The 13,368-nt window shown below is 70.8% G+C and carries 16 protein-coding genes and 4 tRNA genes; 6 read left to right on the top strand and 14 right to left on the bottom strand.

The window, feature by feature from the left end; genetic code table 11:
• Positions 1–83 precede the first annotated feature (83 nt).
• Positions 84–899, bottom strand: a complete 816-nt coding sequence (gene thiD, locus ACZ7OY_RS40640) for a bifunctional hydroxymethylpyrimidine kinase/phosphomethylpyrimidine kinase (RefSeq protein WP_472250566.1) — start codon at positions 897–899, stop codon at positions 84–86.
• Positions 896–1,861, bottom strand: a complete 966-nt coding sequence (locus tag ACZ7OY_RS40635; protein WP_152888424.1) for a thiamine-phosphate kinase — start codon at positions 1,859–1,861, stop codon at positions 896–898. Before ACZ7OY_RS40635 ends, thiD begins: the two co-directional genes overlap by 4 nt.
• Before the next feature lie 206 nt (positions 1,862–2,067).
• Between ACZ7OY_RS40635 and ACZ7OY_RS40630 the strand changes: the two genes are divergently transcribed.
• Positions 2,068–2,301, top strand: coding sequence for an Lrp/AsnC family transcriptional regulator (locus ACZ7OY_RS40630; protein ID WP_003997603.1), 234 nt, complete (start codon positions 2,068–2,070; stop codon positions 2,299–2,301).
• A 20-nt stretch (positions 2,302–2,321) separates the two neighbouring features.
• Positions 2,322–2,810, top strand: a complete 489-nt coding sequence (locus ACZ7OY_RS40625; protein WP_472250565.1) for a DUF3515 domain-containing protein — start codon at positions 2,322–2,324, stop codon at positions 2,808–2,810.
• 254 nt (positions 2,811–3,064) lie between these two features.
• Here ACZ7OY_RS40625 and ACZ7OY_RS40620 read toward each other — a convergent pair whose 3' ends face one another.
• The 3 genes from ACZ7OY_RS40620 to ACZ7OY_RS40610 are packed head-to-tail and all read right to left on the bottom strand — an operon-like array spanning position 3,065 to position 6,104.
• Positions 3,065–4,222 carry a D-alanine--D-alanine ligase family protein gene (locus ACZ7OY_RS40620; protein WP_385524185.1) on the bottom strand — a complete coding sequence of 386 codons (1,158 nt, stop codon included), beginning with the start codon at positions 4,220–4,222 and terminating at the stop codon, positions 3,065–3,067.
• A gap of 59 nt (positions 4,223–4,281) precedes the next feature.
• Positions 4,282–5,292, bottom strand: coding sequence for an NAD(P)H-dependent glycerol-3-phosphate dehydrogenase (locus ACZ7OY_RS40615; protein WP_351606921.1), 1,011 nt, complete (start codon positions 5,290–5,292; stop codon positions 4,282–4,284).
• Complete coding sequence (locus ACZ7OY_RS40610) at positions 5,289–6,104, bottom strand: lysophospholipid acyltransferase family protein (RefSeq protein ID WP_472250564.1); 816 nt, start codon at positions 6,102–6,104, stop codon at positions 5,289–5,291. Before ACZ7OY_RS40610 ends, ACZ7OY_RS40615 begins: the two co-directional genes overlap by 4 nt.
• Positions 6,105–6,260: 156 nt before the next feature.
• Here ACZ7OY_RS40610 and cofC point away from each other — a divergent pair, with 156 nt between their 5' ends.
• Both cofC and ACZ7OY_RS40600 read left to right on the top strand, forming a co-directional pair.
• Complete coding sequence (cofC, locus tag ACZ7OY_RS40605; protein ID WP_472250563.1) at positions 6,261–6,899, top strand: 2-phospho-L-lactate guanylyltransferase; 639 nt, start codon at positions 6,261–6,263, stop codon at positions 6,897–6,899.
• A gap of 9 nt (positions 6,900–6,908) precedes the next feature.
• Positions 6,909–7,112 carry a hypothetical protein gene (locus ACZ7OY_RS40600; RefSeq protein WP_351606913.1) on the top strand — a complete coding sequence of 68 codons (204 nt, stop codon included), beginning with the start codon at positions 6,909–6,911 and terminating at the stop codon, positions 7,110–7,112.
• Between the two features lie 90 nt (positions 7,113–7,202).
• Here the strand turns inward: ACZ7OY_RS40600 and ACZ7OY_RS40595 are convergent, their stop codons facing one another.
• From ACZ7OY_RS40595 to leuC, 4 genes are all read right to left on the bottom strand, one after another.
• Entirely contained in the window at positions 7,203–7,850 is a 648-nt protein-coding gene (locus tag ACZ7OY_RS40595; protein WP_472250562.1) for an HU family DNA-binding protein, read from the bottom strand.
• Between the two features lie 137 nt (positions 7,851–7,987).
• Positions 7,988–8,218, bottom strand: a complete 231-nt coding sequence (locus ACZ7OY_RS40590) for an SCO5555 family protein (protein ID WP_351606908.1) — start codon at positions 8,216–8,218, stop codon at positions 7,988–7,990.
• Positions 8,219–8,501: 283 nt separating this feature from the next.
• Positions 8,502–9,095 (bottom strand): 3-isopropylmalate dehydratase small subunit, encoded by a 594-nt coding sequence (gene leuD, locus ACZ7OY_RS40585; protein ID WP_472250561.1) that lies wholly within the window; start codon positions 9,093–9,095, stop codon positions 8,502–8,504.
• Between the two features lie 5 nt (positions 9,096–9,100).
• A complete protein-coding gene (leuC, locus tag ACZ7OY_RS40580; protein ID WP_472250560.1) occupies positions 9,101–10,531 on the bottom strand; it encodes a 3-isopropylmalate dehydratase large subunit in 1,431 nt (476 codons plus the stop codon).
• Positions 10,532–10,721: 190 nt separating this feature from the next.
• Between leuC and ndgR the strand changes: the two genes are divergently transcribed.
• Positions 10,722–11,438: an IclR family transcriptional regulator NdgR gene (gene ndgR / locus ACZ7OY_RS40575; protein WP_081219617.1), complete on the top strand. Its 717-nt coding sequence runs from the start codon at positions 10,722–10,724 to the stop codon at positions 11,436–11,438.
• A 161-nt stretch (positions 11,439–11,599) separates the two neighbouring features.
• Here the strand turns inward: ndgR and ACZ7OY_RS40570 are convergent, their stop codons facing one another.
• Positions 11,600–12,142, bottom strand: a complete 543-nt coding sequence (locus tag ACZ7OY_RS40570; RefSeq protein ID WP_472250559.1) for a DUF4188 domain-containing protein — start codon at positions 12,140–12,142, stop codon at positions 11,600–11,602.
• Positions 12,143–12,232: 90 nt separating this feature from the next.
• Here ACZ7OY_RS40570 and ACZ7OY_RS40565 point away from each other — a divergent pair, with 90 nt between their 5' ends.
• On the top strand, positions 12,233–12,877 hold the full coding sequence (locus ACZ7OY_RS40565) for a MerR family transcriptional regulator (protein ID WP_472250558.1): 645 nt from the start codon (positions 12,233–12,235) through the stop codon (positions 12,875–12,877).
• Positions 12,878–12,955: 78 nt separating this feature from the next.
• On the opposite strand, the gene ACZ7OY_RS40560 is transcribed toward ACZ7OY_RS40565, so the two are convergent.
• The 4 genes from ACZ7OY_RS40560 to ACZ7OY_RS40545 all read right to left on the bottom strand — a co-directional run bounded on the left by ACZ7OY_RS40560 (position 12,956) and on the right by ACZ7OY_RS40545 (position 13,357).
• A tRNA-Glu gene (locus ACZ7OY_RS40560) sits at positions 12,956–13,028 on the bottom strand.
• Between the two features lie 28 nt (positions 13,029–13,056).
• Positions 13,057–13,128, bottom strand: a tRNA-Gln gene (locus tag ACZ7OY_RS40555).
• Positions 13,129–13,149: 21 nt separating this feature from the next.
• Positions 13,150–13,222 (bottom strand) — tRNA-Glu (locus tag ACZ7OY_RS40550).
• A gap of 62 nt (positions 13,223–13,284) precedes the next feature.
• A tRNA-Glu gene (locus ACZ7OY_RS40545) sits at positions 13,285–13,357 on the bottom strand.
• Positions 13,358–13,368: the final 11 nt, after the last annotated feature.

Genomic DNA, 13,368 nt, shown 5'->3' with positions numbered 1-13,368 from the left:
GCCATACCCGGGTCCGGACCTGCGCACCGGGCCCGTACGCCGGGCCCGTATCGGAACCCCGTCCGGGCCCGTGCCCTCGGCCGTCAGGCTCGCGGTGGTCGGGCGGTCCGGGTCGTGAGGTTCCACCGGTGGTCGACCGGGCCGAGACCCGCGCCGAGCGCGAACCCGCCCGCGATCGCCCCGGTGACGTACTCCTTGGCATCCGCCACCGCCTCCGGCACGGACCGCCCCTTCGCCAGCTGTGCCGCGATCGCGGACGCGAGGGTGCACCCGGTGCCGTGCGTGTGCCGGTTGTCGTGGCGGGCGGCGCGCAGCCAGTGCTCCTCGGTACCGTCGGTGAGCAGGTCGACCGCCTCCCCGGCGAGATGACCGCCCTTGATCACCACCCAGCGCGGCCCGTACGCCAGGACGGCCTCCGCCGCCGTACGCAGCTGCCGCTCAGACTCGACCCTGACACCGGTGAGTTGCGCCACCTCGTCGAGGTTCGGGGTGGCGACCGTCGCGACCGGCAGCAGCTTCGTCCGTACGGAGTCCAGGGCCGCGTCCGCCAGCAGCGGGTCGCCGTGCTTGGAGACGCCCACCGGGTCGACGACGACCGGCGCGTCCGTGCCGGCCAGCAACTCGGCGACAGTCTCGACCAGTTCGGCGGAGGCCAGCATGCCGGTCTTCACCGCCTGGACGCCGATGTCGTCGACGACGCTGCGGAACTGCGCCCGTACCGCCTGTGCGGGCAGCTCCCAGGCGCCCTGCACGCCCAGGGAGTTCTGCGCGGTCACCGCGGTGATCACGCTCATGCCGTGCACGCCGAGCGCGAGCATGGTCTTCAGGTCTGCCTGGATCCCCGCCCCGCCGCCGGAGTCGGAGCCCGCGACCGTCAGCACTCTCGGTGGCGCGCTCACGACTCGATGCCCCCGAAGTGGTCCCAGCCGCCCTTGCTGGTCCACGGCGCCCCGTCGACCGTCACCTGGGGCAGCGCCGACGGGTTGAGCACCTCGCCGATGACCTTCCAGCGGGCGGGCAGCTTGGTGTCCGGCGGGAAGGTCGCCACGATCGCGTGGTCCTCTCCCCCGGTCAGCACCCACTGCATCGGGTCGACGCCGACGGCCTGCCCGATGTCGTTCATCTGGGTCGGGATGTCGATGGCACCGGAGCGGATGTCGATACGCACCTTGCTGGCCTCGGCGATGTGACCGAGGTCGGCGATGAGTCCGTCGCTCACGTCGCACATGGCGGTCGCGCCCAGTCCGGCCGCGGCCGGGCCCGCGTGGTACGGGGGTTCGGGGCGCCGGTGCGCCTCGACGAAGGCGCGCGGCGAGCGGAAGCCGCGGGAGAGCACCGCGTACCCGGCCGCGGACCAGCCGAGCCAGCCGGTGACCGCGACGAGGTCGCCGGGCTGGGCGCCCGCGCGCGTCACCGGCTCCTGGTTGCGCAGATCGCCGAGCGCGGTGATCGACACCATGATCGTGTCGCCGCGTACGACGTCACCGCCGACCACGGAGGCACCCGCGACCTGGCACTCGTCGCGCAGCCCGTCCATCAGCTCGGTCGGCCAGGCGACGGGGAGTTCCGCGGGGACGACCAGGCCGAGCAGCAGCGCCGTCGGCACCGCGCCCATGGCGGCGATGTCGGCGAGGTTCTGCGCGGCGGCCTTGCGGCCCACGTCGTAGGCCGTGGACCAGTCGCGGCGGAAGTGCCGTCCCTCCAGCAGGATGTCGGTGCTCGCCACGACCCTGCGGTCGGGTGCGGCGACCACCGCGGCGTCGTCGCCGGGGCCGACCCGGACCGCCGGTGTGGTGGTGAGACGGGAGGTGAGCTCCCTGATGAGCCCGAACTCCCCCAGCTCACCAACAGTGCCCTTCATTGCCCTTGCTCCCCTTCCGGCCCTGTCCAAGCCCGGTCGCGCGTCTCCAGTGTCCTCGATACGGTCGAGGTGACCGTCAACTTCTTGCGTGCATGTACCCCGGCGCGCGAGCCTCGGCCCCCGCAGGTCTCCCCGCGGCGAGCGGCGACGCGATACCGTGGCGTTCCTTTTCCCCACATGATCCTCGTGGCCGCCCTGGAGGTTCCGTGGTACAGGCGTACATCCTGATCCAGACGGAGGTCGGCAAAGCGTCGACCGTCGCCGAGACGATCAGCAAGATCCCTGGGGTGATCCAGGCCGAGGACGTGACAGGACCGTATGACGTGATCGTGCGCGCCCAAGCCGACACCGTGGACGACCTCGGTCGCATGGTGGTCGCCAAAGTCCAGCAGGTGGACGGCATCACCCGCACCCTGACCTGCCCGGTGGTGCATCTGTAGCCCCCGTCTACGATTGGCCGGTGACCTTCACCGAGCACCGCCGTCGCCTTGTTCTCGGGCCGCCCGCGCTCGCCCTTCTCGTCGCCGTCGCGGGCTGCTCCGCGGCTGACGACGGCACGACGGCGGTGCCCAGCGCCGACGCGAGGACCGCGACGTGGTGCCGGAGCCTGGACAAGGCGCTGCCGTCGAAGGTGGCGGGTCTCGGCCGGCGTGATCCCGCGCCCGCGTCCGCGCTGACCGCGGGCTGGGGGAACCCGGCGATCATACTGCGCTGCGGTGTCGCCAGGCCCGCGAAGATGGACGATACGGAGGCCGACTCCGCCGAGGTGAACGGGGTCGGCTGGCTGGTGGAGCAGCAGGACGGCGGGACGGTCCGGTTCACCACGACGCTGCGCCGGGCGTATGTCGAGGTGATTCTTCCGAAGGACCGGAGCGGCGACGGCATGGGGCCGCTCGTCGATCTGGCGCCCGCCGTCAAGAAGGCGATCCCGGAGGGGATCGCCGACTGAGCCCCGCGCGGGCCGTACGACGCCCCGCGCTGCCCGCCCGGGCGGTCGTCGGCGCCGGGCACGGCCGGACGCCCCGGACCTCACCGCTCCGGTCGCGGCCTACGCCGTACGCCGGATGCCTCGTCGTCCTCGCCGTACGCCGGACCAGCCACGGCTCTCGCCGTGCAGGGGGCTCGCAGTCCCCTTCGCCGTACGACGACGCGCCCGGCCCCGGTCATACGCCGGGCCGGGCACCGTCGGTCGTTCCGGGCAGGTCACCTCAGGCCGGTGGAGCGGCGCAGGGCCGCCTGGACGAGACGGTCCACCAGCTCCGCGTAGCCGATGCCGCTCGCCTGCCACATCTGCGGGTACATCGAGATCGGGGTGAAGCCCGGCATGGTGTTGATCTCGTTGATGACGAACTCGCCGTCCTCCGTGAGGAAGAAGTCCGCCCGCACCAGGCCCTCGCAGGACGCCGCCTCGAAGGCGTCGACCGCGAGCTTCTGCACCTCCGCCGTCTCCTCGGCGGTCAGCGGGGCCGGGACCAGGCCCGGCGTCGAGTCGATGTACTTCGCCTCGAAGTCGTAGTACGCGTGGGCGTCCGGCGGCGGGATCTCGGCCGGGACGGAGGCCCGGGGGCCGTCCTCGAACTCCAGGACGCCGCACTCGATCTCGCGGCCGCGCAGCGCGGCCTCGACGAGGATCTTGGGGTCGTGCCGCTGGGCCTCGGCGATGGCCTCGTCGAGTCCGGAGGGGTCGTCGACCTTGGTGATGCCGATCGACGAGCCCGCGCGGGCGGGCTTCACGAACAGCGGCCAGCCGTGCTCGCCGGCGAACTCGGCGATCTTCCTGCGGGCGCCCGCCTCGTCCTGCTGCCACTCGCGCGGCCGGATCACCACGTAGGGGCCCACCTTCAGCCCGAACGAGGTGAACACCCGCTTCATGTACTCCTTGTCCTGGCCGACGGCCGAGGCGAGCACGCCCGCGCCGACGTACGGGACACCGGAGAGCTCCAGCAGGCCCTGGAGGGTGCCGTCCTCGCCGTACGGGCCGTGCAGCACCGGGAAGACGACGTCGACCTCGCCGAGCGCCTTGGGCACCGAGCCGGGCTCGCTGTAGACGACCTCGCGGTTGGCGGGGTCGACGGGGAGCACCACGCCGCCCTCGCTCGACTCGGCGAGCTCGTCGACGCTGGGCGTACGGCGGTCGGTGATCGCCATGCGGTCCGGTGCGTCGGCCGTCAGGGCCCAACGGCCGTCCTGGGTGATGCCGATCGGCAGGACCTCGTACTTGGTCCGGTCGATCGCCCGCAGTACGGCGCCGGCGGTGACCACGGAGATCCCGTGTTCGGAGCTGCGGCCGCCGAACACGACGGCCACACGCGGCTTGCGGGACGGCTGCCCGGGGCTCTGGGGGAGGTTCTCGGTGCTCATATCGGGTTGAGAGTACCCGGTGGCAGTGCCGTGAGACAGCGGCGACCGGGCGGGTTCGCTCAGCGTCGCTCGGCCTTCGCGCTGCGCGACATCAGCTCCTTGAGCGCGACCACGGGGGGCTTGCCCTCGTGCACGATGCCGACCACCGTCTCGGTGATGGGCATGTCGACTCCGTGCCTGCGGGCCAGATCGAGCACGGACTCGCAGGACTTGACGCCCTCGGCGGTCTGCCGGGTGACCGCGATGGTCTCCTGGAGGGTCATGCCCCGGCCGAGGTTGGTGCCGAAGGTGTGGTTGCGCGACAGCGGCGAGGAGCAGGTCGCCACCAGGTCGCCCAGGCCCGCGAGCCCGGAGAAGGTCAGCGGGTCGGCTCCCATGGCCAGCCCCAGCCGGGTGGTCTCGGCGAGGCCGCGGGTGATCAGCGAGCCCTTGGCGTTGTCGCCGAGGCCCATGCCGTCCGCGATGCCGACGGCCAGGCCGATCACGTTCTTGACCGCGCCGCCGAGCTCACAGCCCACGACGTCCGTGTTGGTGTACGGGCGGAAGTAGGGCGTGTGGCAGGCGCTCTGGAGGCGCTGGGCGACGGCCTCGTCGGTGCAGGCGACCACGGCGGCGGCCGGCATCCGGGCGGCGATCTCCCTGGCCAGGTTGGGTCCGGTGACCACGGCGACCCGTTCGCGTTCGACCTTGGCGACGTCCTCGATCACCTGGCTCATCCGCATCGTGGTGCCGAGCTCGACGCCCTTCATGAGGGAGACGAGAACCGTGCGGGGGGCCAGCAGGGGCGCCCACTCGGCGAGGTTGGCACGCAGGGTCTGCGACGGGATCGACAGGACCGTGTAGTCGGCGCCGGCGGCGGCCTCGGCCGGGTCGGTGGTGGCCCGCAGGTTCGCCGGGAGCTCGATGCCCGGGAAGTAGTCGGGATTGGTCCTGGTGGAGTTGATCGCGTCCACGACCTCCGCGCGGCGCCCCCACAGGGTCACCTCACAGCCCGCGTCGGCGAGCACGGCACCGAAGGCGGTACCCCACGAACCGGCGCTGAAGACCGCCGCCTTGACCGGCATGCTCACTTGCTGTGCCCCTCTTCTTCCTGCCTGGCCTGCTCCTGCGTCCGCACCTGGCCGCGGACCTGGAGCTGCGACTGCGTCTGCGCCTCGGTACGGCGGCGCTGCTCGATCCGCTCCAGGCGCGGGTCGTACGGCCTCTCGGGCGCCTTCTCGCCGCGGATCTCCTCCAGCAGGCGGGTGATGGCGGCCATGATGACCTCGGTCGCCTCCTTCAGGAGTTCCGGGGTCATCTCCTCGCCGTAGAACCGGGAGAGGTCCACGGGCGGGCCCGCGAGGACGTGGTGGGTCTTGCGCGGAAGGATGTTGGGCTTCTTCGCGTACGCCGGCAGCAGCTCGTTGGCGCCCCACTGGGCGATGGGGATCACCGGGCACCTGGTCTGCAGGGCGACACGGGCGGCACCGGTCTTGGCGGTCATGGGCCAGCCGTCCGGGTCGCGGGTGAGGGTGCCCTCGGGGTAGAAGGCGACGCACTCGCCGCGCTCCACGGCGTCGATCGCGGCACGGAAGGCGCTCAGCGCGTCGGTGCTCTCCCGGTACACGGGGATCTGTCCGGTTCCGCGCATGGCGGCTCCGACGAATCCCTTCCGGAAAAGGCCGCTCTTCGCCAGGAATCGCGGAACTCGGCCGGTGTTGTACTGATAGTGCGCGTATGCGAAGGGATCGACATGTGAATTGTGGTTCACCGCGGTGATAAATCCACCATCGGCCGGAATGTGCTCCATTCCACGCCAGTCCCGCTTGATCAGCGCCACCAGCGGCGGTTTGCAGAGCATCGCGGCGAAGCGATACCAGAAGCCGATTCTGCGGCGGGGCACGCGGACACCTTCCTCTAGGGGCTTCCTCCCAGGGCTGGGGGCCGCACAAGTGTCGCCCCGGGCCGCCGGTCTGTCGAGAACACCGTACGCCCCGCCACCCCGGCGACCGGGTGGACCGGGTGACAATGACGGCGACGAGAGAGGGGCACAACGCCGGTGCAGTGGACCTTGGTCATCCCCCTGAAGTCTTTGGCGCGAGCCAAGAGCAGGCTGTCGGACACCGCCGCCGACGGACTGCGTCCGAGCCTCGCGCTCGCGTTCGCGCAGGACACCGTGACGGCCGCGCTGGCCAGCCCGGCCGTCCGGAATGTGGCGGTAGTCACGGACGACGAGCTGGCCGGACGGGAGCTTGCGGCGCTGGGCGCCCGCATCGTCTCCGACGAGCCGGGAGGTGGTCTGAACGCCGCCCTGGCGCATGCGGCGGCCGTCGTACGCGCCGCTTCCCCCGCCTGTCCGGTGGCCGCCCTGAATGCCGATCTGCCGGCTCTGCGCCCGTTTGAATTGGCCCGCGTTCTGGACGCGGCCGGGGAATTCCCGCGCGCTTTTCTCGCGGACGCGGCAGCGATCGGCACCACACTGCTGGCCGCGGCCCCGGGCCGGGAATTGCTGCCCGCATTCGGTCCGTGTTCACGGACCCGGCATGACGACTCCGGCGCGAGCGAACTGCTTCTCGACGCGGTGGATTCCGTACGGCAGGACGTGGACACCGGCGCGGACCTGCGGGCGGCGCTGGCACTGGGGGTGGGCCCCCGGACGGCCGCCGTCGCCGCGCGGCTGCTGATCCCCGGGCAGTAGGCTGCCGTCATGCAGGCGACCGCATACACGTACGACGCCGGGACCCGCAGCGGGCAGGTGCTGCTGGACGACGGCACACCCGTGCCCTTCGACACCGCGGCGTTCGACGCGGGCGGGCTGCGGCTGTTGCGCCCGGGACAACGGGTGCGGGTGGAGACCGAGGGCGAAGGGGAAGCCCGGCGGATCACCCTGGTGACGCTGCACACCTTCTGAGCGGGCCCTGCCGAGCGGGCCCGGGCGAACGCCGCGGGCCGGACTTCCGAGAGGGAGTCCGGCCCGGCGCGTGAGTGCCCTGCGCCTGCCCTACTTGCGGACGGCGGCCTTCTTGGCGGTGGTCTTGCGAGCGGTGGACTTCTTGGCGGGGGCTGCCTTGGTGGCGGCCTTCTTCGCCGGGGCCTTCTTCGCCGTCGCCTTCTTGGCGGTGGCGGCCTTCGCCGTGGTGGTCTTCTTGGCGGCGGCGGGGGTCTGCGCGGCCGTCGCCTTCTTCGCGGTGGTCTTCTTCACGGCAGCCGTCGCCTTCTTGGCCGTCGTCTTGCGCGCCGTGGCCTTCTTCGCCGCGGCGGCCTTCGTGGTGGCCTTCTTCGCGGCGGCCTTCTTGACCGTCGCGGAAGCACCGCCGGTCAGGCTGCCCTTGGGCGCCTTCTTGACGGCGACCTCGCCGCCGCGCGGAAGCTTCTTCGAGCCGCTCACCAGGTCCTTGAAGCCCTGGCCCGCGCGGAACCGCGGCACGGACGTCTTCTTGACCCGAACCCGCTCTCCGGTCTGGGGGTTGCGCGCGTAGCGGGCCGGACGGTCGACCTTCTCGAACGAACCGAACCCGGTGACCGAAACCCGGTCTCCGCCGACGACCGCGCGGACGATGGCGTCCAGGACCGCATCGACGGCCTCGGCGGCCTGCTGGCGGCCGCCCATCTTGTCGGCAATCGCTTCTACGAGCTGCGCCTTGTTCACGTCTTCCCCTTCGGAGACATTGCCAGAACGAAAGTGTTCAAGCCTTTTCGCACGTTAGGCAGATATATACCGCAAATCAAACACGAAACGGGCTAATCACCCTTGTGCCGCAACGAAGTCGGCTGTCCCGGACGTGTTCAGCGTTCCTCTTCAGGGAATCGGCCCTCGTCGAGGTCCTCCATGAACCGCTCCAGACGCCTTGTCGCGTTGGCGAGATCGTGCTTGGCCGCGGCCGTAATGACCAGCAGCTTCCGGGTCAGCGCCATCCGTACGCCCTCCGGGACTTGCAGTGAGCGCACCCTTGCGTGCGCTTCCTTCAGCTGGTCCGCGACTGCCGCATAGAGCTCGAGTTGGCCGTCGCGTTCCATGCACAGATTGTGCCATCTGGGGCGAGTTGTCGCCTGCGCAGGGGGCAACTGCCGTCGTGAACGGCTTCCCGGACACCGGCGGCGGTTCCGGTCGCAACTGGCGGGTACCCCGCCAACGACCTGCGTAACGTGGCAAGTTGAGGGATCCGGCGGGCCGCTTCAGGGCCGTTCGGGTGCAGACATGGCTGTACCCCCAATCGTGGCGATCGGGGGTACAGGCGGGGTGTCGCGTGGCCGAAACTCGACCTGTTCGGATCTTCGGGTCGGGCCTCGGGTCTGCGGGTCAGACCTGGAGCGTGCGCGGCTTGTACGAGGGGCGCTTGCTCTCGTACACGGCGATGTCGGCCTCGTTCTGGAGGGTGATGGAGATGTCGTCCAGCCCGTTCAGCAGCCGCCAGCGGGAGTTCTCGTCCAGCTCGAAGGAGGCGGTGACGCCTTCGGCGCGCACCTCGCGGGCCTCCAGGTCGACCGTGATCTCGGCCTGCGGGTCACGCTCGGTGAGTTCCTGCAGCGCGTCCACGGTCTTCTGCTCCAGCACCACGGTGAGCAGGCCGTTCTTCAGCGAGTTGCCGCGGAAGATGTCGGCGAAGCGGGAGGAGATCACGGCCTTGAAGCCGTAGTTCTGCAACGCCCAGACGGCGTGCTCGCGGGAGGAGCCGGTACCGAAGTCCGGGCCCGCGACCAGCACGGTTGCGCCCTGGCGCTCGGGCTGGTTGAGGACGAAGGAGGCGTCCTTGCGCCAGGCCTCGAACAGCCCGTCCTCGAAACCGTCCCGGGTCACCTTCTTGAGCCAGTGAGCAGGGATGATCTGGTCGGTGTCGACGTTGCTGCGGCGCAGCGGGACCGCCCGGCCGGTGTGCGTGGTGAATGCTTCCATGGCTCTCAGACTCCAGCGGGCGTACGGGTGTCGGCGTCGGACAGGTCGGCGGGGGACGCCAGGTGGCCCAGGACCGCCGTCGCGGCCGCGACCTGCGGCGACACCAGGTGCGTACGACCGCCCTTGCCCTGCCGGCCCTCGAAGTTGCGGTTGGAGGTGGACGCGGAGCGCTCACCGGGAGCCAGCTGGTCGGGGTTCATGCCCAGACACATCGAGCAGCCCGCGTGCCGCCACTCGGCGCCGGCCTCCTTGAAGACGACGTCCAGGCCCTCTGCGACGGCCTGGAGGCCGACCCGCGCGGAGCCGGGGACGATCAGCATCCGTACGCCGTCGGCGACTTTGCGGCCCTCGACGATCGCGGCGGCGGCCCGCAGGTCCTCGATGCGGCCGTTGGTGCAGGAACCTACGAAGACGGTGTCCACCTTGATGGAGCGCAGCGCCTGTCCCGCCTCCAACCCCATGTATTCCAGGGCCTTTTCGGCGGCCAGACGCTCCGAGGCGTCTTCGTACGAAGCCGGGTCGGGGACGTCGGCGGAAAGCGGCGCGCCCTGGCCGGGGTTGGTGCCCCAGGTGACGAACGGCGAGAGCGAGGCGGCGTCGATGTGGACCTCCGCGTCGAATACCGCGTCCTCGTCGGTCCTGAGCGTCTTCCAGTACGCGACCGCCGCGTCCCAGTCCTCGCCCTCGGGGGCGTGGGCACGGCCCTTGAGGTAGGCGAAGGTGGTCTCGTCGGGGGCGATCATGCCCGCGCGGGCACCGGCCTCGATCGACATGTTGCAGATGGTCATCCGGGCCTCCATCGAGAGCTTCTCGATGGCGGAGCCGCGGTACTCGAGGATGTAGCCCTGGCCGCCGCCGGTACCGATCTTGGCGATGATCGCCAGGATCAGGTCCTTGGCCGTGACGCCGCCGGGCAGCTCGCCGTCGACGGTGATGGCCATGGTCTTCGGACGGGCCAGCGGCAGCGTCTGGGTGGCCAGCACGTGCTCCACCTGGGAGGTGCCGATGCCGAACGCCAGTCCGCCGAAGGCGCCGTGCGTGGAGGTGTGGGAGTCGCCGCAGACCACCGTCATGCCGGGCTGGGTCAGACCCAGCTGCGGGCCGACGACGTGCACCACGCCCTGCTCGACGTCGCCCAGCGGGTGCAGTCGCACGCCGAACTCGGCGCAGTTCTTGCGCAGGGTCTCCAGCTGCGCGCGCGAGACGGGGTCGGCGATGGGCTTGTCGATGTCGAGGGTCGGGGTGTTGTGATCCTCGGTGGCGATGGTGAGATCGAGGCGCCGCACCGGACGACCCGCCTGACGGAGGCCGTCGAAGGCCTGCGGGCTGGTCACCTCGTGCAGCAGGTGCAGATCGATGAAGAGGAGGTCGGGCTCGCCCTCGGCGCGCCGGACGACGTGGTCGTCCCAGACCTTCTCCGCGAGTGTCCTACCCATCGCTTTCCCTCCGGCCGGTCAAGCGTGCTCCGGCCCAACTAGAGATCTTGAGGTGGCGGCCACCCGCGCCCCTGTGTCCGGGCGTCCGCCGCCGGGCCCGTTGATGTGCGGGCCGCTGTGCCATCAAGAGTGGCGCGTTCCATCGAAAAATGAACTTGCGTTTCACAGAGTGAGACGCGAGTATCGTTTCATGGACAACAGTAGCGGCGTCGGCGTTCTGGACAAGGCAGCCCTTGTCCTGAGCGCTCTGGAGTCCGGTCCGGCCACCCTCGCGGGCTTGGTGGCGGCCACCGGACTGGCACGACCCACGGCCCACCGTCTGGCCGTGGCCCTGGAACACCACCGCATGGTGGCACGCGACATGCAAGGCCGGTTCATCCTCGGACCGCGCCTCGCCGAGCTGGCCGCGGCCGCCGGCGAGGACCGCCTCCTCGCGACCGCCGGCCCGGTGCTCACACACCTGCGCGACATCACGGGCGAGAGCGCGCAGCTCTACCGCCGGCAGGGCGACATGCGCATCTGCGTCGCCGCCGCGGAACGCCTGTCCGGCCTGCGAGACACGGTCCCGGTCGGTTCCACCCTCACCATGAAGGCCGGTTCCTCGGCGCAGATCCTCATGGCCTGGGAGGAGCCGGAGCGGCTGCACCGCGGCCTCCAGGGCGCCCGCTTCACGGCCACGGCGCTCTCGGGTGTCCGCCGCCGGGGCTGGGCCCAGTCCATCGGCGAGCGCGAGCCGGGCGTCGCGTCCGTCTCCGCGCCCGTGCGCGGCCCGTCCAACCGCGTGGTGGCCGCCGTGTCCGTGTCCGGCCCCATCGAGCGGCTGTCGCGCCACCCGGGGCGCATGCACGCCCAGGCGGTCATCGACGCGGCGGGCCGCCTCTCCGAGGCCCTGCGCCGCACCGGCTGACCGAGCCCCGCGTCCGTCCGCGGGGAAAGGGCCGGCCTCAACGCCGCGGCAGGCCCTTCCCCCGCGTCATCCGCACCACCCTCAGCACCCTCAGCATCGGCACCGCCCGTACCTCCCACGCTGCCGGCGCCGCCCGCGCCGGCAGCCCCGACGCGGCTCCCCTACGCGGACTTCGACGCAGACTTCGACACGGACTTCGACGCGGACTTCGACCGGTGGGCGAAGCGGTCCTTCGCCCGGCGCCCCCGCTTCTCCAGGGGCAGCTGCCCGTGCGCGGCCGCGAGTCCGAAGGCCGGCATGTCCGCGTAGATCGACTCGTAGCTCCCCTCGGGCACGACATAGGTCTCGTGCCACAGCCCCACGTGCTGCCGCAGCTTGCCCGCCTTCTCCTTGTGGTTGACGATCGCCCACGCCCGGTGGTGGAACATGTCGGGCGACGAGGCGTACGCGTAGAGCTTCTCCTTGGACTCCCAGTACTGGACCACGTAGTACGTCCGCGGGGAGGCCGTCATCAGCACATGCCCCAAAAGCCCGCGCCCGGGGTCCTTCTGCAGCTCGCGCAGCATCCTCGGCATGGCCAGGAACACCGGGACCCAGTGGTGCACGGCCCAGAAGTGGTTGATCCGCATGCCGATCAACAGGACGACCACGTCGCCCTCCGCCGCGGCGGTCGTACGGCCCGCGGTGACGGGTTTGCCGAACATGACGCTTCCCCCTCGCTGTCCGTTGGTGAGCGGCACTATCCGACTGCCGCATGCTTGGATAGTGCCGGTATCCGAGAAAGGGCGCAAGAGATGCGGCTGGCCGAACTGAGCGAGCGCAGCGGTGTGTCCACCGCGACGATCAAGTACTACCTGCGCGAGGGCCTGTTGGCGCCGGGCCGCCAGGTCAACACGACCACGGCCGAGTACGACGAGGACCATCTGCGCCGGCTGCGGCTGGTGCGGGCGCTGATCCAGGTGGGCCGGGTGCCGGTGGCGACCGCGCGGGAGGTCCTCGCGCATGTGGACGACGAGTCGCTGGGGCGCACGATCCGGCTGGGCGCGGCGCTCTGGGCGCTGCCCCAGGTGCCCGAACCTGACGGCGGCGACGAGGAGGTGCGCGCGGCCCGGCACGAGGTGGACCAGGTGATGGAGCGGCTCGGCTGGACCAACGCCCGGTCCCTCAGCAGCATCTCCCCCGCACACCGTTCACTGGTGGCCGCCGTGACCACGCTGCGCCGGCTGGGGTACGGCTGGGACGCCGAACTGATGCTGCCGTACGCCCGATTGATGCACCAGGCGGCGGTGCACGACCTGGACTTCGTGGAGACCCGGTCCTCGGAGGCGGAGAAGGTGGAGACGGCGGTCGCGGCCGCGGTCCTCTTCGAGCCCGCCCTGCGGGCCCTGCACCGGCTGGCCCAGGAGGAGGAGTCGGCGCGGCGGTACGGCTTCGAGTAGGGCGGGGTCCGGAACGCCCCCGGGCCGGGTCCGCAAACGCCGATGGGCCCCCACCGAAGTGGAGGCCCATCGGGCTCGTACCCCCGACCGGATTCGAACCGGCGCTACCGCCTTGAGAGGGCGGCGTGCTAGGCCGCTACACAACGGGGGCGAGGATCTAACGTTTCCGCAGATCCGAGCTGGTCTACCTGGACTCGAACCAAGACTAACTGAACCAGAATCAGTCGTGCTGCCAATTACACCATAGACCAATGTGGTTTAGACCAACTGCGTACCCCCGACCGGATTCGAACCGGCGCTACCGCCTTGAGAGGGCGGCGTGCTAGGCCGCTACACAACGGGGGCCCTAGCGATCCTGCGTCGAGGGCAGCGGGAGCTACCCGAACTGTCCTCGCGGGAAGGATCTGTACCCCCGACCGGATTCGAACCGGCGCTACTGCCTTGAGAGGGCAGCGTGCTAGGCCGCTACACAACGGGGGCTTTGCAGATGA

The organism is Streptomyces sp. NPDC107559 (assembly GCF_055657365.1).
Note: the sequence above shows the minus strand (reverse complement) of the source record. Positions and strands in the feature narration are given on the sequence as shown.

What these genes read in the sequence shown, in the direction of transcription:
- ACZ7OY_RS40635 (WP_152888424.1), bottom strand. Translation starts at nt 1,861, where the DNA reads ATGAAGGGCACTGTTGGTGAGCTGGGGGAGTTCGGGCTCATCAGGGAG.
- ACZ7OY_RS40620 (WP_385524185.1), bottom strand. Translation starts at nt 4,222, where the DNA reads ATGAGCACCGAGAACCTCCCCCAGAGCCCCGGGCAGCCGTCCCGCAAG.
- ACZ7OY_RS40600 (WP_351606913.1), top strand. Translation starts at nt 6,909, where the DNA reads ATGCAGGCGACCGCATACACGTACGACGCCGGGACCCGCAGCGGGCAG.
- ACZ7OY_RS40590 (WP_351606908.1), bottom strand. Translation starts at nt 8,218, where the DNA reads ATGGAACGCGACGGCCAACTCGAGCTCTATGCGGCAGTCGCGGACCAG.
- leuD (WP_472250561.1), bottom strand. Translation starts at nt 9,095, where the DNA reads ATGGAAGCATTCACCACGCACACCGGCCGGGCGGTCCCGCTGCGCCGC.
- leuC (WP_472250560.1), bottom strand. Translation starts at nt 10,531, where the DNA reads ATGGGTAGGACACTCGCGGAGAAGGTCTGGGACGACCACGTCGTCCGG.
- ndgR (WP_081219617.1), top strand. Translation starts at nt 10,722, where the DNA reads ATGGACAACAGTAGCGGCGTCGGCGTTCTGGACAAGGCAGCCCTTGTC.
- ACZ7OY_RS40570 (WP_472250559.1), bottom strand. Translation starts at nt 12,142, where the DNA reads ATGTTCGGCAAACCCGTCACCGCGGGCCGTACGACCGCCGCGGCGGAG.
- ACZ7OY_RS40565 (WP_472250558.1), top strand. Translation starts at nt 12,233, where the DNA reads ATGCGGCTGGCCGAACTGAGCGAGCGCAGCGGTGTGTCCACCGCGACG.